General features: G+C 60.3%; 19 protein-coding genes. 13 read left to right on the forward strand and 6 right to left on the reverse strand.

The genetic code is table 11. The annotated features are described in order from the left end of the window. The first annotated feature begins 158 nt into the window (after positions 1 to 158). A complete protein-coding gene (locus QMX97_RS18900) occupies positions 159 to 1,637 on the forward strand; it encodes a helicase HerA-like domain-containing protein (RefSeq protein ID WP_065909853.1) in 1,479 nt (492 codons plus the stop codon). 4 nt (positions 1,638 to 1,641) lie between these two features. Here the strand turns inward: QMX97_RS18900 and QMX97_RS18905 are convergent, their stop codons facing one another. Further along, positions 1,642 to 2,097, reverse strand: coding sequence for a DciA family protein (locus tag QMX97_RS18905; protein WP_065908804.1), 456 nt, complete (start codon positions 2,095 to 2,097; stop codon positions 1,642 to 1,644). 305 nt (positions 2,098 to 2,402) lie between these two features. Between QMX97_RS18905 and secA the strand changes: the two genes are divergently transcribed. The 3 genes from secA (at position 2,403) to QMX97_RS18920 (ending at position 7,443) form a co-directional block, all read left to right on the forward strand. Continuing rightward, complete coding sequence (gene secA, locus QMX97_RS18910) at positions 2,403 to 5,138, forward strand: preprotein translocase subunit SecA (protein ID WP_065908805.1); 2,736 nt, start codon at positions 2,403 to 2,405, stop codon at positions 5,136 to 5,138. A gap of 123 nt (positions 5,139 to 5,261) precedes the next feature. After that, positions 5,262 to 6,479, forward strand: coding sequence for a bifunctional glutamate N-acetyltransferase/amino-acid acetyltransferase ArgJ (gene argJ / locus QMX97_RS18915; RefSeq protein ID WP_106802738.1), 1,218 nt, complete (start codon positions 5,262 to 5,264; stop codon positions 6,477 to 6,479). Between the two features lie 19 nt (positions 6,480 to 6,498). Beyond that, positions 6,499 to 7,443, forward strand: a complete 945-nt coding sequence (locus QMX97_RS18920) for a Nudix family hydrolase (protein WP_120449729.1) — start codon at positions 6,499 to 6,501, stop codon at positions 7,441 to 7,443. Positions 7,444 to 7,570: 127 nt separating this feature from the next. Here QMX97_RS18920 and QMX97_RS18925 read toward each other — a convergent pair whose 3' ends face one another. The 3 genes from QMX97_RS18925 to QMX97_RS18935 are packed head-to-tail and all read right to left on the reverse strand — an operon-like array spanning position 7,571 to position 11,152. Continuing rightward, positions 7,571 to 8,149: a cob(I)yrinic acid a,c-diamide adenosyltransferase gene (locus QMX97_RS18925; protein ID WP_065908812.1), complete on the reverse strand. Its 579-nt coding sequence runs from the start codon at positions 8,147 to 8,149 to the stop codon at positions 7,571 to 7,573. Between the two features lie 2 nt (positions 8,150 to 8,151). Further along, positions 8,152 to 10,188, reverse strand: a complete 2,037-nt coding sequence (locus tag QMX97_RS18930; protein ID WP_065908815.1) for an ATP-binding protein — start codon at positions 10,186 to 10,188, stop codon at positions 8,152 to 8,154. A 46-nt stretch (positions 10,189 to 10,234) separates the two neighbouring features. After that, on the reverse strand, positions 10,235 to 11,152 hold the full coding sequence (locus QMX97_RS18935) for a putative 2-dehydropantoate 2-reductase (protein ID WP_120449727.1): 918 nt from the start codon (positions 11,150 to 11,152) through the stop codon (positions 10,235 to 10,237). Positions 11,153 to 11,275: 123 nt separating this feature from the next. On the opposite strand from QMX97_RS18935, the gene QMX97_RS18940 reads away from it, so the two are divergent. Together QMX97_RS18940 and QMX97_RS18945 are read left to right on the forward strand one after the other, a co-directional pair. Continuing rightward, a complete protein-coding gene (locus QMX97_RS18940; protein ID WP_003193880.1) occupies positions 11,276 to 11,761 on the forward strand; it encodes a YajQ family cyclic di-GMP-binding protein in 486 nt (161 codons plus the stop codon). A gap of 134 nt (positions 11,762 to 11,895) precedes the next feature. Further along, on the forward strand, positions 11,896 to 12,738 hold the full coding sequence (locus QMX97_RS18945; protein ID WP_106802743.1) for a mechanosensitive ion channel family protein: 843 nt from the start codon (positions 11,896 to 11,898) through the stop codon (positions 12,736 to 12,738). Between the two features lie 191 nt (positions 12,739 to 12,929). Here the strand turns inward: QMX97_RS18945 and QMX97_RS18950 are convergent, their stop codons facing one another. Next, a complete protein-coding gene (locus QMX97_RS18950; protein ID WP_106802744.1) occupies positions 12,930 to 14,228 on the reverse strand; it encodes an OprD family porin in 1,299 nt (432 codons plus the stop codon). A 741-nt stretch (positions 14,229 to 14,969) separates the two neighbouring features. On the opposite strand from QMX97_RS18950, the gene QMX97_RS18955 reads away from it, so the two are divergent. Beyond that, a complete protein-coding gene (locus QMX97_RS18955; protein WP_065908824.1) occupies positions 14,970 to 15,395 on the forward strand; it encodes an HIT domain-containing protein in 426 nt (141 codons plus the stop codon). Positions 15,396 to 15,398: 3 nt separating this feature from the next. Beyond that, entirely contained in the window at positions 15,399 to 15,605 is a 207-nt protein-coding gene (locus QMX97_RS18960) for a SlyX family protein (protein ID WP_015885618.1), read from the forward strand. 70 nt (positions 15,606 to 15,675) lie between these two features. On the opposite strand, the gene QMX97_RS18965 is transcribed toward QMX97_RS18960, so the two are convergent. After that, positions 15,676 to 16,278, reverse strand: coding sequence for a cold-shock protein (locus QMX97_RS18965; RefSeq protein WP_065908829.1), 603 nt, complete (start codon positions 16,276 to 16,278; stop codon positions 15,676 to 15,678). A 430-nt stretch (positions 16,279 to 16,708) separates the two neighbouring features. Here QMX97_RS18965 and QMX97_RS18970 point away from each other — a divergent pair, with 430 nt between their 5' ends. The 5 genes from QMX97_RS18970 to QMX97_RS18990 all read left to right on the forward strand — a co-directional run bounded on the left by QMX97_RS18970 (position 16,709) and on the right by QMX97_RS18990 (position 20,861). Continuing rightward, positions 16,709 to 17,182 (forward strand): Dps family protein, encoded by a 474-nt coding sequence (locus QMX97_RS18970; protein ID WP_003193874.1) that lies wholly within the window; start codon positions 16,709 to 16,711, stop codon positions 17,180 to 17,182. A gap of 180 nt (positions 17,183 to 17,362) precedes the next feature. Continuing rightward, complete coding sequence (locus QMX97_RS18975) at positions 17,363 to 17,704, forward strand: ribbon-helix-helix domain-containing protein (RefSeq protein WP_065908831.1); 342 nt, start codon at positions 17,363 to 17,365, stop codon at positions 17,702 to 17,704. Positions 17,705 to 17,874: 170 nt separating this feature from the next. Then, entirely contained in the window at positions 17,875 to 18,096 is a 222-nt protein-coding gene (locus tag QMX97_RS18980; protein ID WP_048727052.1) for a zinc ribbon domain-containing protein, read from the forward strand. A 107-nt stretch (positions 18,097 to 18,203) separates the two neighbouring features. Continuing rightward, on the forward strand, positions 18,204 to 19,979 hold the full coding sequence (gene aspS / locus QMX97_RS18985; RefSeq protein WP_056858570.1) for an aspartate--tRNA ligase: 1,776 nt from the start codon (positions 18,204 to 18,206) through the stop codon (positions 19,977 to 19,979). A 135-nt stretch (positions 19,980 to 20,114) separates the two neighbouring features. After that, complete coding sequence (locus tag QMX97_RS18990) at positions 20,115 to 20,861, forward strand: YebC/PmpR family DNA-binding transcriptional regulator (protein WP_065908837.1); 747 nt, start codon at positions 20,115 to 20,117, stop codon at positions 20,859 to 20,861. Positions 20,862 to 20,976: the final 115 nt, after the last annotated feature.

Genomic DNA, 20,976 nt, shown 5'->3' on the forward strand with positions numbered 1-20,976 from the left:
TGGGAGGCGCAAAATGGCAGCGTCAAAAAAGGTGTGATACTTCTTGCGGTAGCGCTAAGGGTCCCTGTAGGAACTATCTGACCTATTTTTGGACTTTGTGGGTCTCACACTTGCCTGTATCGACCTGGCGACACTAAAGATTAACCATGGGTGACGAAATGCCTGACTCCTCGCAACTCCTCATTGGCGCAGACCTGTCTGGCCAGCCGATTGCCCAGGCCATGCGCCTGGCCAACCGCCACGGGCTGATCGCCGGCGCTACCGGCACGGGCAAGACCGTCACGTTGCAACGCCTGGCTGAGGCTTTCAGTGACGCGGGCGTTGCGGTGTTTGCCGCAGATATCAAAGGCGACCTGTGTGGCCTGGGTGCGGCGGCGAACCCCCAGGGCAAGGTGGCTGAGCGGATCGCCGGGATGCCGTTCCTCCATTACACGGCCAAGGCCTATCCGGTGACGTTGTGGGATATCCACGGGCAGTCCGGTCATCCGTTGCGTACGACCATCAGCGAAATGGGGCCGTTGCTGCTCGGCAGTTTGCTGGAACTCACCGACAGCCAGCAGTCGGCGCTTTACGCGGCCTTTAAAGTGGCCGACCGCGAAGGCTTGTTGTTGCTGGACCTCAAGGACCTCAAGGCACTGCTCAACCACCTGCGTTATCACCCGGAACTGCTCGGCGAAGACGCAGCATTGATGACCACCGGTTCCAGCCAGGCCCTGTTGCGGCGCCTGGCGGTGCTGGAGCAGCAGGGCGCGGAGGCGTTGTTCGGCGAACCGGCGCTGCAGCTTGAAGATATCCTGCAGCCCACGGGCGACGGGCGCGGGCGCATTCATCTGCTGGATGCCAGCCGCCTGGTGCATGAGGCGCCGAAGGTGTACGCGACGTTCCTGTTGTGGCTGCTGGCGGAACTGTTCGAGCAACTGCCCGAACGCGGTGATGCGGACAAACCGCTGCTGGCGCTGTTTTTCGATGAGGCGCATTTACTCTTCGCCGATACGCCCAAGGCCTTGCAGGACCGCCTGGAGCAGGTCGTGCGACTGATTCGTTCCAAAGGCGTTGGCGTGTATTTTGTCACCCAGTCGCCGGGCGACCTGCCGGACAGCGTGCTGGCCCAGCTCGGCCTGCGCATCCAGCATGGCTTACGGGCGTTCACCACCAAAGAGCAAAAATCCCTGCGCGCCGTCGCGGAGGGTTTCCGGCCAAACCCGGCATTCGATGCCTTGGCGGTGTTGACGGAGTTGGGCACGGGTGAGGCCTTGGTGGGCACCTTGCAGGAAAAGGGCACGCCGGAAGTCGTCCAGCGTGTGCTGGTCGCGCCGCCGCAATCGCGGATCGGACCACTGAGCGAGGCCGAGCGCGCCGCGCTGGTCGCCAGTTCACCGCTGCTGGGGCGCTACGACAAGCCGATCGACCGGGAGTCTGCCTACGAAGTGTTGATGGCGCGCAAGGAGCTGGGGCCGACCGAAGAGGCCAAGCCCGCCGCCGAGGAGCCGAGCTTTACCGACAAGGCCGGCGCGTTCCTGGGGACCACGGCAGGCAAAGCGCTGAAATCGGCCATGCAGCAAGCCGCCAATCAGATGGGGCGGCAGTTGGTACGTGGGTTGTTGGGCTCGTTGCTGGGCGGCAGCAAGCGCAAGTAACGGCTCAGGCCTTGGGCTTGGCGTGGGCGGCCAGGCGCTCAAGCGCAGCGCGCAGGCCCGGGTCGCTGATGCCGTCGGCCGTTGCCTGAATGGTTTCGGCGGCATTGGCCGACAAATCCATGGTATGCCCCACCGCGCCTTGCTGGACGGTGGGCGGTTGCACCTTGAACTGGATGCGCATCAGGCTGGCGAACTCATCAAACGCCATCAATTGACGCTGCAGGCGTTTTTGCTGATAGCGCAAACGGGTCGCCCAATGGCCGTCAGTGACGATTAAAAGCAAATTACCTTCACGCCAGGACGCCACATGACAATGTTCACGTGCGGCCGGTTGCAGTTGGCTTTCGAGCAGGCGTTGCAAATGGCCCAAGCGTTGCGCGTGGCCAAAGATGGCTTTCAACGGCTTGGCTTCGCGAAGCAACACGCCGGGAGCGCGGGCTGTAAGAGGGCGAAATGCCATGATTAGACACCTTAAGTAACAGAGCCGCCATCTTAGCAGAAAGCGTCTGCACGCCCCCAGGCAATGCATCGCCGGGGCCGTGCCCGGCAAATCAATAGGTAACTTCTGCATCCGATGGGTTGAAGTTCCGCCAAAAGCCCTTATTTTAAACAAGCCCTCTCACAGCCCCATGCCAGCATCGGGGAACAACGCCACTTTCCTCACCCACGAATCCGGGTAGAATGCGCGTTCGCATGCGGCCGTGAGGGCTGCTCGGGCCACTGACGGTGCGCCCTCCATCCCTATGTGTGGAAGAACCTGCCGATATGTTTGCGCCTTTGTTAAAGAAACTTTTTGGAAGCAAGAATGAGCGCGAAGTCAAACGCATGCTCAAGACGGTGCAGCTGGTCAATGCCTTCGAAGAGCAGATGGTTGCCCTTTCGGACGAGCAATTGCGCGCCAAGACCGAAGAGTTCAAGGCCCGCATAGCCAAAGGTGAAACCCTCGACAAGCTGCTTCCCGAAGCCTTTGCGGTTGCCCGTGAAGCCGGTAAGCGTGTCATGGGCATGCGCCACTTCGACGTCCAGTTGATCGGTGGCATGACCTTGCATGAAGGCATGATTGCCGAAATGCGTACCGGTGAAGGCAAGACCCTGGTGGCAACCCTGGGCGTTTACCTCAACGCACTGTCCGGCAAGGGCGTGCACGTTGTGACGGTGAACGACTACCTGGCTCGCCGGGACGCCAACTGGATGCGCCCGCTGTATGAATTCCTCGGCCTGACCGTCGGCGTGGTAACGCCGTTCCAGCCGCCGGAAGAGAAGCGCGCCGCCTACGCTGCCGACATCACCTACGGTACCAACAACGAATTCGGTTTCGACTACCTGCGCGACAACATGGCGTTCAGCATGGAAGAAAAATTCCAGCGCGAACTCAACTTTGCCGTGATCGACGAAGTCGACTCCATCCTCATCGACGAAGCCCGTACCCCACTGATCATCTCCGGCCAGGCCGAAGACAGCTCGCGCCTGTACACCGAGATCAACAAGTTGATCCCGCGCCTGGAGCAGCACATCGAGGAAGTGGAAGGCGTGGTGACCAAAGAAGGTCACTTCAGCATCGACGAGAAGACCCGCCAGGTCGAACTCAACGAAGCCGGTCACCAGTTCGTCGAAGAGATGCTGACCCAGATCGGTGAGCTGGCCGAGGGTGAAAGCCTGTACTCGGCACACAACCTGGGCCTGTTGACCCACGTTTATGCCGGCCTGCGCGCCCACAAGCTGTTCCATCGCAACGTCGAGTACATCGTCCAGGACGGCCAGGTTGTGCTGGTCGACGAACACACCGGTCGTACCATGCCGGGTCGTCGCCTGTCCGAGGGCCTGCACCAGGCCATCGAAGCGAAGGAAAACCTCAACATCCAGGCCGAAAGCCAGACGTTGGCGTCCACCACCTTCCAGAACTACTTCCGTCTGTACAACAAACTGTCCGGCATGACCGGTACAGCTGACACCGAAGCGTTCGAGTTCCACCAGATCTACAACCTGGCCGTCATGGTCATTCCGCCGAACAAGCCTCTGGCGCGTAAAGACTTCAACGACCTGGTGTTCCTGACTGCCGAAGAGAAGTACGCGGCAATCATCAACGACATCAAGGACGGCATGGCCCAGGGCCGTCCGATCCTGGTGGGTACCGCCACCATCGAGACTTCCGAGCACGTGTCCAACCTGCTCAACAAGGAAGGCATCGAGCACAAGGTCCTCAACGCCAAGTTCCACGAAAAAGAAGCCGAGATCATCGCCCAGGCCGGTCGCCCAGGCGCACTGACCATCGCCACCAACATGGCCGGTCGTGGTACCGACATTCTGTTGGGCGGCAACTGGGAAGTGGAAGTGGCCTCGCTGGACAACCCGACCCCTGAGCAAATCGCCCAGATCAAGGCTGACTGGCAGAAACGTCACCAGGCCGTACTGGAATCCGGTGGCTTGCAGGTGATCGCGTCCGAACGTCACGAATCCCGTCGTATCGACAACCAGCTGCGTGGTCGTGCCGGCCGTCAGGGTGACGCCGGTTCCAGCCGCTTCTACCTGTCCCTGGAAGACAGCCTGATGCGTATCTTCGCCTCGGACCGGGTGAAGAACTTCATGAAGGCCCTGGGCATGCAGTCCGGTGAAGCGATCGAGCACCGCATGGTGACCAACGCCATCGAGAAGGCCCAGCGCAAGGTTGAAGGCCGCAACTTCGACATTCGCAAGCAGCTGCTCGAGTTCGATGACGTCAACAACGAACAGCGTAAAGTGATCTATCACATGCGTAACACGTTGCTGGCCGCCGACAACATTGGCGAGACCATTGCCGATTTCCGCCAGGACGTGCTCAACGCCACCGTCAGCGCACACATCCCGCCACAATCGCTGCCTGAGCAGTGGGATGTCGCCGGCCTGGAAGCGGCGTTGAAGAGCGACTTCGGTGTCGACTTGCCGGTTCAGCAGTGGCTCGACGAAGACGATCACCTGTATGAAGAAACCCTGCGCGAAAAACTGATGGCCGAATTGCTGGCCGCGTACAACGAGAAAGAAGAGCAGGCGAGTGCCGAAGCACTGCGCACCTTCGAGAAGCAAATCGTTCTGCGCGTGCTGGACGACCTGTGGAAAGACCACCTGTCGACCATGGATCACCTGCGTCACGGTATCCACCTGCGTGGCTACGCCCAGAAGAACCCGAAGCAGGAGTACAAGCGCGAGTCGTTCACGCTGTTCTCCGAGCTGCTGGATTCGATCAAGCGCGATTCGATTCGCGTGCTGTCCCACGTTCAGGTGCGTCGCGAAGACCCGATCGAGGAAGAAGCTCGCCTGCGTCAGGAAGCCGAGGCACTGGCGGCGCGCATGCAGTTCCAGCACGACGAAGCGCCGGGCCTGGAAGCCCCTGAGGTATTGGGCGAAGAGGTCGATGTGGCCCTGGCTCAAACCCCGGTGCGCAACGAGCAGAAGCTGGGCCGCAATGAGCTGTGCTGGTGCGGTTCGGGCAAGAAGTTCAAACACTGCCACGGCGAAATCAACTAAGATTTTTGCCTGACGCTGCAACACCTCGCGCCGCGACCGGCTTTTGCCGTCGCGGCGTTTTGCCATTAATTTCACCGTCGATCGCGACGGCACAGACATCACCTATTTTTAAGGAGCGCATTCATGGCTGTTGGTCTTGGTCCTTTGCCCACATTGCACCCGGTTGCCGGTTTTGAGCTTGGTATCGCTTCGGCCGGCATCAAGCGCCCAGGGCGCAAGGATGTAGTGGTGATGCGCTGTGCCGAAGGCTCGACTGTCGCGGGTGTATTCACCCTCAACGCTTTTTGCGCTGCACCGGTGATCCTGGCCAAGCAACGCGTTGCCGGCCCGATCCGTTATCTGCTGACCAACACCGGGAATGCCAACGCCGGTACCGGCGAGCCGGGCCTGGTGGCCGCTGCACGTACCTGCGCCAAGCTGGCTCAGTTGACCGGCGTGGATGCCAGCCAGGTGCTGCCGTACTCTACCGGTGTGATCGGCGAGCCGCTGCCGGTGGAAAAAATCGAAGGCGCCCTGCAAGCCGCGCTGGACGACCTGTCTGTGGATAACTGGGCCGCAGCGGCGACCGGCATCATGACCACCGACACCCTGCCAAAAGGCGCCAGTCGCCAGTTCGTGCACGATGGCGTGACCGTCACCGTGACCGGCATCAGCAAGGGTGCAGGCATGATCCGCCCGAACATGGCCACCATGCTCGGTTACATCGCCACCGACGCCAAAGTCTCCCGCGACGTGCTGCAGCGCCTGATGCTGGACGGCGCCAACAAGTCGTTCAACCGCATCACCATCGATGGCGATACCTCGACCAACGACTGCTGCATGCTGATTGCCACCGGCCAGGCCAACCTGCCGGAAATCACCTCTACCGAAGGCCCGCTGTTCGCTGCCCTGAAGCAGGCCGTGTTCGAAGTGTGCATGGACGTGGCCCAGGCCATCGTGCGCGACGGTGAGGGTGCGACCAAGTTCGTGACAGTTGAAGTCAACGGCGGTGGCAACCACCAGGAATGCCTGGATGTCGGCTACACCGTGGCCCACTCGCCGCTGATCAAGACTGCGCTGTTCGCTTCCGACCCGAACTGGGGCCGGATCCTCGCCGCCGTCGGCCGTGCCGGCGTGCCGGACCTGGACGTGAGCAAGATCGACGTGTTCCTCGGCGACGTGTGCATTGCCAGCCGTGGCGCCCGCGCCGAAACCTACACCGAAGCCCAGGGCTCGGCGGTGATGCAGCAGGAAGAAATCACTATCCGTATCGAGTTGGGGCGCGGCGCGTGCAGCGAAACCATCTGGACCACCGACCTGTCCCACGAGTACGTGAAGATCAATGCGGAATACCGCACCTGATAGCAAAGAGGAAAGCGCGGTGAAACGAGTGCATGTAGCAGCAGCGGTGATCCGCGGTGTCGATGGCAGGATCCTGCTCGCGCGCCGTGCCGATACCCAGCATCAGGGCGGCCTCTGGGAGTTTCCCGGGGGCAAGGTGGAGGCCGATGAGTCGGTCGCCACCGCGCTGTCGCGCGAATTGCAGGAAGAGCTGGGTATCCAGGTCACCGCGGCGCGGCCGCTGATCAAGGTGCAGCACGACTACCCGGACAAGCAGGTGTTGCTGGATGTCTGGGATGTCTCGGCGTTTACCGGCGAGCCTCATGGTGCTGAAGGGCAGCCGCTGGAGTGGGTGGCCCCGCGGGATTTGCTCAGCTATGAGTTTCCCGCAGCGAACGCGCCCATCGTGGCTGCTGCGCGCTTGCCGGCCGAGTACCTGATCACCCCGGGCGAGCTGGAAACCCCGACGTTGCTGCGCGGCATCCAGAAAGCCATCGCTGGCGGCATCAAGCTGATCCAATTGCGTGCACCCAACGGCTACGACCCTAAATACCGTGATCTGGCGGTGGATGCGGTGGGCCTGTGTGCGGGCAAGGCGCAACTGATGCTCAAGGGTCCATTTGAATGGCTGGGGGATTTCCCTGCAGCCGGTTGGCACATGACCTCGGCGCAGCTGCGCAAGTACGCCAGTAAGGGGCGGCCACTGCCGAAGGATCGCTGGTTGGCAGCCTCGTGCCACAACGCCGAAGAGTTGGCGCTGGCAGAAATGATGGACGTGGATTTTGTCACGCTGTCGCCCGTGCAGCCGACGCAGACGCATCCTGATGCCCAGCCTTTGGGTTGGGAGCAGGCGGCAGAGTTGATCCGTGGGTTCAGCAAGCCGGTGTTTCTGCTGGGCGGGGTAGGGCCTGCTGAGCGGGAACAAGCTTGGGAAGCCGGGGCTCAGGGTGTGGCTGGAATTCGGGCGTTCTGGCCGCAGGTTTGAAGCTGTTCTGACGGGCCTCTTCGCGAGCAAGCCCGCTCCCACATTCGATCGGATTCCAACGCTGGAATGCATTCAAATGTGGGAGCGGGCTTGCCTGCGACAGGGCCAACCAGGCGCTAAATAATCATCAGTGTGGCTTCGCCGCTGCCTGCCACAGAATCTCGGCTACCCCCTGGCGCTTGGCGATTATCCTGGCTGCCACAAACAGCAAATCCGACAGCCGATTGATATACGCCAACCCCACCCCCTCCAGCGGCTCCATCGCATTCAGATGCTGACACCGCCGCTCCGCGCTGCGCGCCAGGCTACGGCACACGTGGGCCTGAGCGATCAACGCCGAGCCACCGGGCAAGATAAAGTTTTCCAGCGGCCCGACTTCCTCGTTCCAGCGATCGATCGCTGCTTCCAGCCGATCCACCTCTGCTGCATTCAGCGCCTTGTACACCGGCATGGCCAGTTCACCGCCCAGGTCAAACAGGCGATGTTGGCACGGGCTCAGCACCTCGATCACCTCCTTGAGCGCCGGGTGCTGGCCGCTTTGCTCTTCCAGGCTGGCGAGGAGCAAACCCAGCTGGCTGTTGAGCGTATCGACTTCGCCAATCGCCTCCACGCGCGGGTGGTCCTTGGGCACGCGGCGGCCATCGCCGAGGCCGGTCTCGCCCTTGTCGCCAGTGCGGGTGTAGATCTTCGACAGGCGAAAGCCCATGGTCAGTGCTCCAGTTCGGTTAGTTCGTAAGGTGGCAGTTGGCTGCCGGCCAAGGGCAGGCGCAGGGTGAAACAGGTGCCTTGGCCGAGGGTGGAATGCACTTCCATCTGGCCCTTGTGGTTGTTGGTGATGATGAAATATGACACTGACAGCCCGAGCCCGGTGCCCTGGCCGATTTCCTTGGTGGTGAAGAACGGCTCGAAGGTCCGTTTGCGCACGTTTTCGCTCATGCCGATGCCGTTGTCTTCGACCTGGATCTCCGCCCACGGCGGGTTGAGGCGCGTGCGCAGGATGATGCGCCCCGGCTCGCTGTCGTCTTCGCGCAGGTGAATGGCCTGGGCGGCGTTCTTCAGCAGGTTGAGCAGCACTTGTTCCAGCTCGTTGGCCGTGCCGGGTACCGGGCCCAGTTGCGGGTCGAACTGGCGGATGATGGCCTGGCCCTTGAAGTCGAAACCGATGGTCAGGTCGAAGTCGTTGCCGGCAATTTCCACCGCCTGGTCGATCAGCGCCGGTAGGTCGCAAGGCGCCATTTGTCGGTTGCTGCGGCGGCTGAAGCTGAGCATGTGGGTGACGATCTTCGCCGCCCGCGCGCCCGCTTGCTGGATGCCGTCGAGCAGTTGCGGCACTTCGCGACTTTGCAGGTAGCGATTGACCCTCTCCAGCTCAATGCCCACCTGTTCCGCATGCTCCAGGTTCTTGGGGAGATCGGATGACAGCCGGCGGCGAATGTTCTGCACGTTGTGCAGGATTGCCCCCAGCGGATTGTTGATTTCGTGGGCCATGCCGGCAGCCAGGCCACCCACGGAAAGCATCTTCTCCGACTGCACCATCATTTCTTCCAGGGACAGGCGCTGGGTGATGTCGTCGATACGGATCACCACGCCGCGCCCGGCACCGCCGGTCAGCGGGTAAAAGGTCAGGGCGTAGTGCTTGGGCTCGTCGTCCTTGATCCAAGTGACGCGTTCGATGCGCTCCACTGTGTGTTGTTCGACCGTGGCCTTGATCTGCGGCAGGTACGGCTTGAGCGGTTGGAAGGCCAGGTAGATCGGCTGGTTCAAGGCTTCATCCAGGCGCGTGCCGGAGAGCGCGCTGGCTTCCTGGTTCCACTGCGTGACGTAGAGCTGCTCGTCCAGGGCGATCAGCGCCGACGGCATCGAGTCGATGATGCTGTTCAGATAATTCTGAAAGCCGGTGAGCTTTTTCTCGATCTTGCTGCGAACCTGGACTTCCAGTTCGAGCTTGCGGTTGGTGTGGCGCGTCTCTTCGGCCAGGCCCTGTGCCTGATCGTAGGCGGCCTGGGAGTCGTCGCGGGCGCGCTTGAGCTGTTGCTCGCGGGCTTCGATGCGCGACAGCATGGTGTTGAAGGCTTCGGCAAGGCTGCCGATTTCATCGTGGTTGCCGCGCCCGGCGCGCAGGGCGTAGTTCTCTTCGCGGGTGACCTGGCGTGAGAGTTCTTCCAGTTCATGGATCGGCCGGGTGATCAGGCGTTTGATTTGCCGGGCGATGACCAGCCACAGCAGCACACTGAAAATCAGGATGCCGAGGCTGGCCGTCAGCGTGCCGGTGTAGAAGGCCACCGGCAGTTCGCTGCTGGCCACCAGCAGCAGATGCCCTGATGGCTGGCCCGCGCGGGGCAGGGTGATGATCTGGTTACTGCGAAATTCAGTCACCCGCCAGGCCTCGATATGCCGGTAGTTGTCCGGCAGGTGCAGGCGGTCGCCGTGTTGCATCTGCGCCAGGCGGTTGCCCTCGCCGTCGTACAGCGCTGCGGCGCGCAACGGCGAATAGCTGGTCAGCTCATTCAGCAGCGCGTCGGCTTTAGCGGGGGATTCGAGAGCCTCGGCGGCGAGGGCCGGGTTGGACACCAGCCGGCCGATGGCCTGCAGGGCCTGGGGCGCCATGCTTTCCTGCGAGATCCAATAGGCGGCGCTGATAAAGGTCAGGTTGGCCACCAGCAATACGGTGGTCAGCAACACCAGCAAGGCGGCGAGCAGTTTCTGCCCGACCGGTAGGTTTTCTAGACGCTGGCGCAGCGGCATCAGGGTTTTCCCAGGTGATAGACAGGCGGGCAGGGTAGCGCGTGGCTCAGTCGCGGGGCAATCCGCGTGCAAGTAACTGGTCGACCAGGCGTACCTGCAGTTGTTGCACATGGGGCAGGTTCAACTGGTGACGTGTTGCCGCCTGGCAAGCATAGCCCAACAAAAAGCTGATTTCGGTACGGCGCCCGTTGGCCACGTCCTGGTACATGGAGGAGTAATTCGCGGCGGTGGCCTGGATCACGCGCTCGACTTCGTGCTGCAGGTCCAGCGCGGCAGCCGGTTGGCCGCAGCATTCGAGCAGTTCGCCGAGTTCGGCGCACAAGGTTGCGACTTCACATTGATGGCTCTGCAGTTCGCCGTTGCGGCACTGGTAGAGCACGGTCAGCGGGTTGATCGCGCAATTGAGCGCCAGTTTGCGCCACAGGCGCGTAAGAATGTCGGTGCTCCATTCGTGGGGGATGCCGGCAGCGTGCAGGTCATCCAGCCACAGCGGCGGGGTCGGCTGGCTCACGTCGCCCAGCCAGGTGTAGCCATGGCCTGCGAACACCACGCGCCAGTCGCCATCGCGGAACGCACCCTCGGTGCTGGAGGCAAAGATACAGCGAGCCTGGGGCAGTTGTGCGGCCACCGCGTCCTGGCTGCCGAGGCCGTTCTGCAGCAGGATCAGCTCCGCGTCGGGTGCCAGTCGGTGCTGCAGCTGTGCGACGGCGCTCTGGGCGTCGTAGGCCTTGCACGCCACCAGCAGACGATGAATCGGCTCCGGACTGTGGGGCGTTTCTGCGCTGACCGGGTAGGTATGTGCTACGCCGTGTTCCACCAGGGTCAGCCCATTGCTCGACTGATAGCTCGCCAGGCGTGCTTCATCACGCAGGATCAACCGCACGGGCACGCCGGCGCGCGCCAGTCGGGTGGCCCAGAGTGTGCCCAGGCTGCCGGCGCCGAGAATATGCCAGGTGGTCGACATCAGTTTTTGCTCCGTAGGATCGCTCACAGTGAACGGGACGAAAGAACCGCTATAATGCCCCGGCATTTTAGCTCGGGCGCGCTCCATCTCTACTGAGCCCGCCCCTTATATTGGAGATATGACATGCCTTCGTTCGACGTGGTATCCGAACTGGACAAACACGAAGTCACCAACGCCGTCGAGAACGCCGTCAAGGAACTGGACCGTCGCTATGACTTGAAAGGCAAGGGCAGCTTCGAATTCAAGGAAAAGGAACTGACCGTCAACCTGACCGCTGAAGCCGATTTCCAGCTGGAAGCGATGATCGAGATCCTCAAGCTGGCCCTGGTCAAGCGCAAGATCGACGTGCAGTGCCTTGAAGTCAAGGACGCCTACGCCTCCGGCAAGCTGATGAAGCAGGAAGCCGTGCTCAAGGAAGGCATCGACAAGGAGCTGGCGAAGAAGATCGTTGCGCATATCAAGGATGCCAAGCTCAAAGTCCAGGCCGCCATCCAGGGCGAGCAGGTACGCGTTACCGGCAAGAAGCGTGATGACTTGCAAGAGGCGATTGCTGCCCTGCGTGCGAAAACCTTCGATATGCCGCTGCAGTTCAATAACTTCCGCGACTGATGGCCCCTTGGGGAACCTGCGGGGGTTTTTGACGTCCCACGCCCCAGAACCTGCGCCTACTCTTGAGCCCTCCGGGGCTCAATTGCATTTTGGGCACTCACTACGCCGAACATCCGGTAACCAGGAGAATGTAGATGGATTTGAATGCTGAACTGGATCACTTGATCAAGACCTCGCAGTCTTGGATCCCGATGATTATGGAATACGGCAGCCGCGTGTTGCTGGCCGTGATCACCCTGGCCATCGGCTGGTGGCTGATCAACCGCCTGACCCACCGAGTGGGGCGCTTGCTGGCCATCCGTAACGCCGACCTGGCCTTGCAGCACTTCATCACCAGCCTGGCGAACATTGCGCTGAAGGTGATGCTGATTGTCAGCGTGGCTTCGATGATCGGCGTGGCGACCACCTCGTTCGTCGCCGCGATTGGTGCCGCTACCCTGGCTATCGGCCTGGCATTGCAAGGCAGCCTGGCGAACTTTGCCGGCGGCGTGCTGATCCTGTTGTTCCGCCCGTTCCGCATTGGTGACTGGATCGAAGCCCAAGGGACCTCGGGCACCGTCGACAGCATCCAGATCTTCCACACGGTGCTGCGGACCGGCGACAACAAGACGGTGATCGTCCCGAACGGCATCCTGTCCAACGGCATCATCACCAACACCAACCGTCAGCCAACCCGCAAGGTGGTGTTCGACGTGGGTGTGGACTATGACGCGGACCTGCAGAAAGCCCGTGAAGTGTTGCTGGAGCTGGCAAAAGATCCACGCGTACTGGCGGATCCGGCGGCGGCGGCCGTGGTGTCGACCCTGGGTGACAGCTCGATCACCGTGTCCCTGCGTTGCTGGACCAAGACCGCGGATTATTGGGACGTGGTGTTTATGCTTAATGAAATGGCACGCGACCGTTTGAAGGCGGCGAATATTGATATTCCGTTTCCACAGCGGGTTATTCGCGTGATGCAGGAAACGGCGTCTAAGTAAGCACAAACAACAGCGTCGAACTTGGCGGATAGGTCAGGTTCGATGCAGAAACTGCAATCTCGTTAGTTAGCTTGCTAGTTATTTTTCCGGTGAAACAAAACTGCAATAAAAAAGCCGCTCCCCTGCAAACAGGGGAGCGGCTTTTTAGTTAAGGCCGAGGCCTTAAGTCATCACTGTAATCAAACTGCCAATTACAAGATGTTCAACGGGTATTGCGCGATCAGACGCAGTTCGTCGATGGACGCCGAACCGTAGTACACGCCGTCAGACGAACGGTAAGTTGCTTGACGTACGCGCAGGCTCAGGTCTTTGGCTGGGCCGCTCTGGATCACGTACTTGGCTTCGATGTCGCGTTCCCACTCTTTACCGTTCGAGGTGCTGGCGGTGTTAGCGCCGCTACCGGTTACGTAACGAGTCATGAAGCTCAGGCCAGGAACGCCAAAGGTTGCCATGTTGATGTCGTAACGTGCCTGGTAGGACTTCTCGTCTTCGGCGTTAAAGTCGGAACGAGCGATGGAGTTGGCCAGGAAAACCGAGCCGCCGCCGTCGATGCCGTAGCCATAGTCGCCGTCGCCGGTAACTTTCTGGGCTGCCAGGGTGAAGGTGTGAGCGCCGATGGTGTAGGCACCCTGCAGGCTGAACGCACGGTTATCAAGCTTGGTAGTACCGTCTTTTTCTGCGCGTTGCAGGCCGGCACCTTCGCTCTTGGTGTCGTAGATGTTGAAGTCGAAAGCCAACGACTGGTCATCGCTGAGCGCGTGAGTCCAGTTGACGTTGGCGTAGTATTTGCGCCAGTAGTCTTCGACTTTCGAGTAGTACAGGCTGGTGGTGAACTCTGGGGTCCAGGAGTAGACGCCACCGACGAAGTTAGCTTCTTTCAGGCCTGTATGGCTTGGGTCGTTGCTGTCGCTGATACTGTCTTTGTAGGTTTGAGACTGTGCGACGATCGAGGTGAAGTGACCGGCTTCGAGTTTCAGGCCCTTGATCTCGTTGCTCGTGATCGACACGCCCTGTGGCAGCTCAGGAAGCAAGCGGCTGTCGTCAGAGGCGAATACAGGAGCAGTGGTGTACTGGTCGCCAATTTTCAAGACGGTATCGGAGATACGGAACTTGATGGCTGCGCCGCCCTTGGAGTAGTCGTCTTGCGAGCGACCGTCAGAACCGGCAGGGAACAGGCCGGTACCGGCGCGACCCTTGCCGCTGTCGAGCTTGACGCCCAGCAGGCCAATGGCGTCGACACCCACACCGATGGTGCCTTGGGTAAAGCCCGACTGGTACAGGCCGTTGAAGCCCAGGCCGGTTTCTTCGCTACGGCTCTGGCCAGTGTCATTGTTGCGCTTGTCACGGCTGAAATACAGCGCGCGAGTATTAATGCTGAAAGTGCTGTCTTCAACAAAGCCCTTGGCGTCGTCCTGGGAAGAGGCCATTGCGAACTGCGAGGTGCCTGCTGAAACAGCCAGGGCGATCATGCTCCACTTCATCACGCGCATCGTGATTTGCTCCTTTGGTTTAGGAAGAGTACTGCCGTCCCACCTGTATTTTTATCTGGGCGGCTCTTTCTTTTTTGTGTCGGCGCAAAGTTATATCACGCAGACTCTATTGACGATACTTGCCCATCTATCCTTTCAGCTTCTTTACGAGGCTGTCGTAAATTGCTATCTCCGTGTCGCAAATTCACAGTCCACCTGTAACCGGACTGACAACTTCAATACTGTTTTCAAACCCGTTTCAAAGTTTGAAGTCTTCCTTGATGCGTATTGAAACGCTTGTGTTTTTATCGCGAAACACCTGCTTCCAAACGGGTGCCGTTGCCGACGATGTGGGTGTGAATGCAACAAGCGTGCACAAAGCGGTAACCGAATGTCATTTTTTCGTGAAAAACGTTACGGCCGTGTAAAAACCGCATAAGCACGGGCTTTTTACGTCGTTTTGTTTGGCCTTGACGCTTTGGTGTCACACCTGTGAGAAGGCACAAAAACACCCGGTCCGGGCAAAACGTTACCGGTTCACCCCCATGAGTGGGTAATCGGCGGATCCCTTTGATGCACAAGTGGGTCATTTTGGTGCATCCCGCTCAGGCCCGGATTAGCGTAGCTCAAATATCTGGCTGCCTCGAAAGGGTGCGTATTTTTCTCCACTTGCATCGCGGCTCGCCGCATTCGCCGTGAAGCCTTGAGCATTCGAAGGTATGCTGGGCGTCTGAAATCGACCTGCAAAAACGGAGTGCCCGCGTGTTCGCCTTAGATCAACGCCTGCAACAAGACACACTGGCCATTGGGGACTTCCCGCTATGCCGCCTGCTGCTGTCCAATGATTCCAACTACCCGTGGTTCATCCTGGTGCCACGCATCAACGGTATCAGCGAAGTGTTTCAACTGGATGTCGCCGACCAGCAGCGTCTATGGCAGGAAACCACGGCGTTGGCGCAGTTGCTCAATGAGGGCTTGAACGCCGACAAGATGAACATCGGCGCCCTCGGCAATGTGGTCAGCCAGTTGCACGTGCATGTGATCGTGCGCAAACGCGATGATGCCGCCTGGCCTGCGCCGGTATGGGGCAAGCATCCGGCGCAGCCTTATACTGCAGAGCAGGTCGCCGCTATCCGCACCCGCCTGCGCGAGCTGTTGCCCGCCGACTTCATCTTTACCCAGGGCTGAACCATGGACCTGCAAGACCGCGTCACCGACCTGGAAAGCCGCCTGGCCTTCCAGGACGACACCATCGAGACCCTCAATGACATCCTCGTCACCCAGCAGCGGGCCGTCGAACGCCTGCAGTTGCAGATGACCGCGCTGCTCAAGCGCCAGGAAGAAATGGGCGGGCAGTTCGAAACCTCGGAAGAAGAAGCGCCGCCGCCTCACTACTAAATAGCCGGCAATAAAAAACCGCGATCCAGTCAACGCTGGATCGCGGTTTTTTTTGCTGCGAAGGCTGGGATCAGCGACGCGGCAGGGCAGCGATCACGTCTTCGGCTTGCAGGCCTTTATCGCGATTCATCACGGAGAACTCCACGCGCTGGCCTTCCACCAGGACGCGATGGCCTTCACCGCGAATAGCCCGGAAGTGGACGAAGATATCGTCGCCCGAATCGCGGGAAATAAAGCCGAAGCCTTTGGACGTGTTGAACCACTTGACGGTACCGGTATCCCGATTGGTCATGTCATAAGTTTGCGACGCGGCCGCCGGGGACGAACGGTAGAAGCTGATGGCCAGGTGAAGAACGATGGCGACCACAGCAATCACCAGGCTGAGCAGGATGGCCGGGTGGCCGCCCACTTCAGGCATAGGTGCCAGGAGGGTGAGGGTTTGTACGACAACGGTCAGAACCAGCAGCGCGCTGACCAGGTTTTGCAGTTGATGACGAGTGCCTTTGTTCCAGTAAGGGATCACCGGTGCCAGCGTCAGGTTAAGAAGGCCGAACAAGGCCAGGTACAGAGCGTCGTGTTGTTCCAGGTAGGGAGGGCTTCCCTGTTGCAAGCTCGGTATAAAGGACAGCAGCAAAGCTGCAACGCCCGTTAGCAGGTGGACGATTTTCAACATTTTGATTAACTCACGTTAAGACGGATCACAAGGAAGAGCTGACTGGCACGGTTCGCTTCTGAACAATGGGAGGCGTTGGGCACGTGCGCGGGTATCAGCCTATGCCGGCTGCCGCGGAAATTAACGGCAGCGACACGCCGCCTATTTAACAGCAAAGGCTGTGCCTACTCAAATCAAGCATTTCCGGGTGTTGCAAGGGGCACGGCATTTCTGCGTCAAACGCTTGTCCTAGACAGGTGCAGGGTTTTCAAGCGGCGTGCGGGGAAGTTTTCCCGTTGCGTGTGAAGGCTTGCGCAGCACCGGCTGGCAGGTTACGCAGGGGCGATTTGCCGCACCTCACCTGGGCGTGTCGGGCTGCGCACCACCGGTACTCTTGCTAGAGTGGAGCTGCACCTGATCAATGAATGCTTGTCAATTGAAGGGGATAAACATGGCAATCGATATCGGTATCAGTGAAGAAGATCGTAAATCCATCGTCGACGGGCTTTCGCGACTGCTTTCCGATACCTATGTACTGTACCTGAAGACCCACAACTTCCATTGGAACGTCACGGGGCCGATGTTCCGTACGCTGCACTTGATGTTCGAAGAGCAGTACAACGAGCTGGCGCTGGCGGTGGACTCCATTGCCGAGCGTATCCGTGCCCTGGGCTTCCCGGCGCCGGGCGCTTATTCGATCTACGCGCGCCTGTCTTCGATCAAGGAAGAAGAAGGTGTGCCCAGTGCCGAAGAGATGATCAAGCAACTGGTGGCGGGTCAGGAAGCGGTCACGCGCACCGCGCGCGGTATCTTCCCGTTGCTGGACAAAGTCAGCGATGAACCGACTGCCGATCTGTTGACCCAGCGTATGCAGGTTCACGAAAAAACCGCGTGGATGCTGCGGTCCCTGCTCGAAAACCAATAAACACCCGCCTTGAGTGGCGCCGTCCTGGCGCCGCTCGCTTGTTTCCGTGCATTTCCTGGCGTTGTCCTACGTCGATCAACTCCGCGTCTTCTGGCTGCCTGTCTCTGCCTGCTGTTTTATAGGGCCACTGCCCAATGGGAGAACCCGTGGGCTGCTGTTTGGCAATGGAGTGTCAGGTGTATGTCACGTGGAGTGGGTAACGGAGTAATGGAAACCGGTGGTTTTCACAGGATAACGGTCGACCCCTTTGCGAAGGGGTTTGATATGGGGCTGGCCAAGCCATTGTCGCGGTCGGTGCGCCTCAATGGGTTTTCCACTTGCCTGCGACTTGAGCAGGTGTATTGGAACATCCTGGCGGAAATAGCCAGGATCAACGCCTGCTCGGTCAGTGCGTTGCTGTCTTATGTCGATCGGGAAGTGCACTTGCGCCATGGCGGGGTGAAGAACTTCAGCGGGTTGGTCAGGGTGGTGTGTGTCGTTCACGCCTTGAAAGACCGGGTGAGTACGCCGAACCCTGAGTAATCGGCCGGCGCCGGGGCTGGCCTGCCGTCGAGGTGGGCAGGGCCCTGGTCAGAAAGCCGGCTGCGCTGCCTCGATTTACCAGATATAATCCCGCGCTTTGCTGCGCATGCCGGGGCTTTATCCCTGGGGCAGGCGTGGCGCAGTAACGTTCTGATCGCCGAGACATCTCCATGCCCATGTACGACTATCAATGTGCTTCCTGTGGTCATCAGTTGGAAGCCATTCAGAAGATCAGCGCCGCGCCGCTGGTCGATTGCCCGGCCTGCAAGGCGCCAGAGCTCAAGAAGATGTTGTCCATGCCGGGCTTCCGCCTGAGCGGCAGCGGCTGGTACGAGACTGATTTCAAGACCGGCTCGAAGAAGAATCTGGCCGGCGGCGACAAAGCAGACTGAGTTGAACTCCATGCGCAGGCTCCTGCATTATCCGTCCCCTGCTTAAATGTACGGTGACGAGGCAGGCCTCCACCGAATTTCGAATTACGAGAAGTGAAACCACTACCATGATGCGCAGCCACTATTGCGGCCAACTGAACGAGACCCTGGATGGTCAGGAAATCACCCTTTGCGGATGGGTTCACCGTCGCCGCGACCACGGCGGGGTGATCTTCCTCGATATCCGTGATCGTGATGGTCTGGCCCAGGTGGTGTTCGACCCGGACCGCGCCGAGAGCTTCGCCGCCGCCGACCGCGTGCGCAGCGAGTACGTCGTCAAGATCACTGGCAAGGTTCGCCTGCGTCCGGCCGGTGCCGTGAACGCGAACATGGCCTCCGGCGCAATCGAAGTGCTGGGCTACGAGCTGGAAGTGCTGAACGAGTCGGAAACCCCGCCGTTCCCACTCAACGAATACTCCGACGTCGGCGAAGAAACCCGCCTGCGCTACCGCTTCCTGGACCTGCGTCGTCCGGAAATGGCCGAGAAGCTGCGCCTGCGTTCGCGCATGACCACCAGCATCCGCCGCTTCCTCGACGAAAACGGCTTCCTTGACGTCGAAACGCCAATCCTCACCCGGGCTACCCCGGAAGGTGCGCGTGACTACCTGGTGCCGAGCCGTACCCACGCGGGTTCGTTCTTCGCCCTGCCGCAATCGCCACAGCTGTTCAAGCAACTGCTGATGGTCGCCGGCTTCGACCGCTACTACCAGATCGCCAAGTGCTTCCGTGACGAAGACCTGCGCGCCGACCGCCAGCCGGAATTCACCCAGATCGACATCGAGACCAGCTTCCTCGATGAGAAAGAGATCATGGGCCTGACCGAGCAAATGATCCGCAACCTGTTCAAGGAAGTGCTGGACCTGGAGTTCGGCGAGTTCCCGCACATGACCTTCGAAGAAGCCATGCGCCGCTACGGTTCCGACAAGCCCGACCTGCGTATTCCGCTGGAACTGGTGGACGTGGCCGACCAGCTCAAGGAAGTCGACTTCAAGGTGTTCAGCGGCCCGGCCAACGACCCTAAATGCCGTATCGCCGCCCTGCGCGTTCCTGGCGGCGCGAGCATGCCGCGCAAGCAGATCGACGACTACACCAAGTTCGTCGGCATCTACGGCGCCAAGGGCCTGGCTTACATCAAGGTCAACGAGCGCGCCAATGGCGTTGACGGCCTGCAATCGCCGATCGTGAAAAACATTCCGCTGGACAACCTCAACGCGATCCTCGATCGCGTCGGCGCGGTCGACGGTGACATCGTGTTCTTCGGTGCCGACAAAGCCAAGATCGTCAGCGAAGCCCTGGGCGCGCTGCGGATCAAGCTGGGCCACGACCTGGACCTGCTGACCTGCAAGTGGGCACCGATGTGGGTTGTCGACTTCCCGATGTTCGAAGAGAACGACGACGGCAGCTTCAGCGCCTTGCACCACCCGTTCACTGCACCGAAGTGCTCGCCTGAAGAGTTGGAAGCCAACCCGGCAGGCGCGTTGTCGCGCGCTTACGACATGGTGTTGAACGGCACCGAGCTGGGTGGCGGTTCGATCCGCATCCACCGCAAAGAGATGCAGCAAGCGGTGTTCCGCCTGTTGGGTATCAACGAAGCGGAACAGGAAGAGAAATTCGGCTTCCTGCTCGACGCCCTGAAATACGGCGCGCCGCCGCACGGTGGCCTGGCCTTCGGCCTGGACCGCCTGGTGATGCTGATGACCGGCGCCCAGTCGATCCGTGAAGTGATTGCCTTCCCGAAAACCCAGAGTGCTGCGGACGTCATGACCCAGGCTCCAGGTGTGGTGGATGCCAAGGCTCTGCGCGAATTGCACATCCGTCTGCGCGAGACGCCGAAGGCTGAGTAAGGCCGCTGCGTGAAAGCGCACTGAGGTTTACGCAGTCTAAAAAGGCGCATCTTCGGATGCGCCTTTGCGTTACAAGGGTTGTATCCCACCTGGGGTGGGGTTGATAAGGTTTCTACAGAATTTCGGAGTTGTGTTATGGCTGGCCATTCCAAGTGGGCGAACATCAAGCACCGCAAAGAGCGTCAGGATGCCAAGAAAGGCAAGATCTTCACCAAGTGGATCCGCGAGCTGACCGTCGCTGCCCGCCAGGGCGGCGGCGACCCAGGTTCCAACCCGCGCCTGCGCCTGGCGCTGGACAAGGCGCTGGGCGCCAACATGAGCCGCGACATCATTGATCGTGCGGTGGCTCGTGGCGCCGGTGCAGCCGATACCGACGACATGGTCGAGCTGACCTACGAAGGCTACGGCCCGGGCGGCGTGGCCGTCATGGTCGAGTGCATGACCGACAACCGCAACCGGACTGCTGCTGCCGTGCGCCATGCGTTCAGCAAGTGCGGCGGCAACCTGGGCACTGATGGCTCGGTGGCCTACCTGTTCGAGCGCAAGGGGCAGATCTCCTTCGCGCCAGGTGTGGACGAAGATGCGTTGATCGAGGCTGCCATGGAGGCGGATGCCGACGACGTGGTGAGCAACGAAGACGGCTCCATCGACGTGTTCACCTCCTTTGCTGGCTTCTATGCCGTGCGTAACGCGCTGGAAGCTGCTGGCTTCAAGGGCACCGACGCGGAAATCGTGATGTTGCCGACCACCAGCGCCGAGCTGGACCTGGACGGCGCGCAGAAAGTGTTGAAGCTGCTGGATATGCTCGAAGACCTCGATGACGTGCAGAACGTGTACTCCAACGCCGACATCCCTGAATCAGTAGCCGAACAGCTCTCTTAAGATCCATGGAAATCCAGTGTAGGCGCTGGCTTGCCTGCGAAAGCATCACCGCGGTGCCACTGACACACCGGGGCGCGCGCAGCGCAGGCAAGCCAGCGCCCACAGGGTTCTATGC

Source organism: Pseudomonas sp. PS01298 (genome assembly GCF_029959745.1).
GTDB lineage: Bacteria > Pseudomonadota > Gammaproteobacteria > Pseudomonadales > Pseudomonadaceae > Aquipseudomonas > Aquipseudomonas aylmerensis.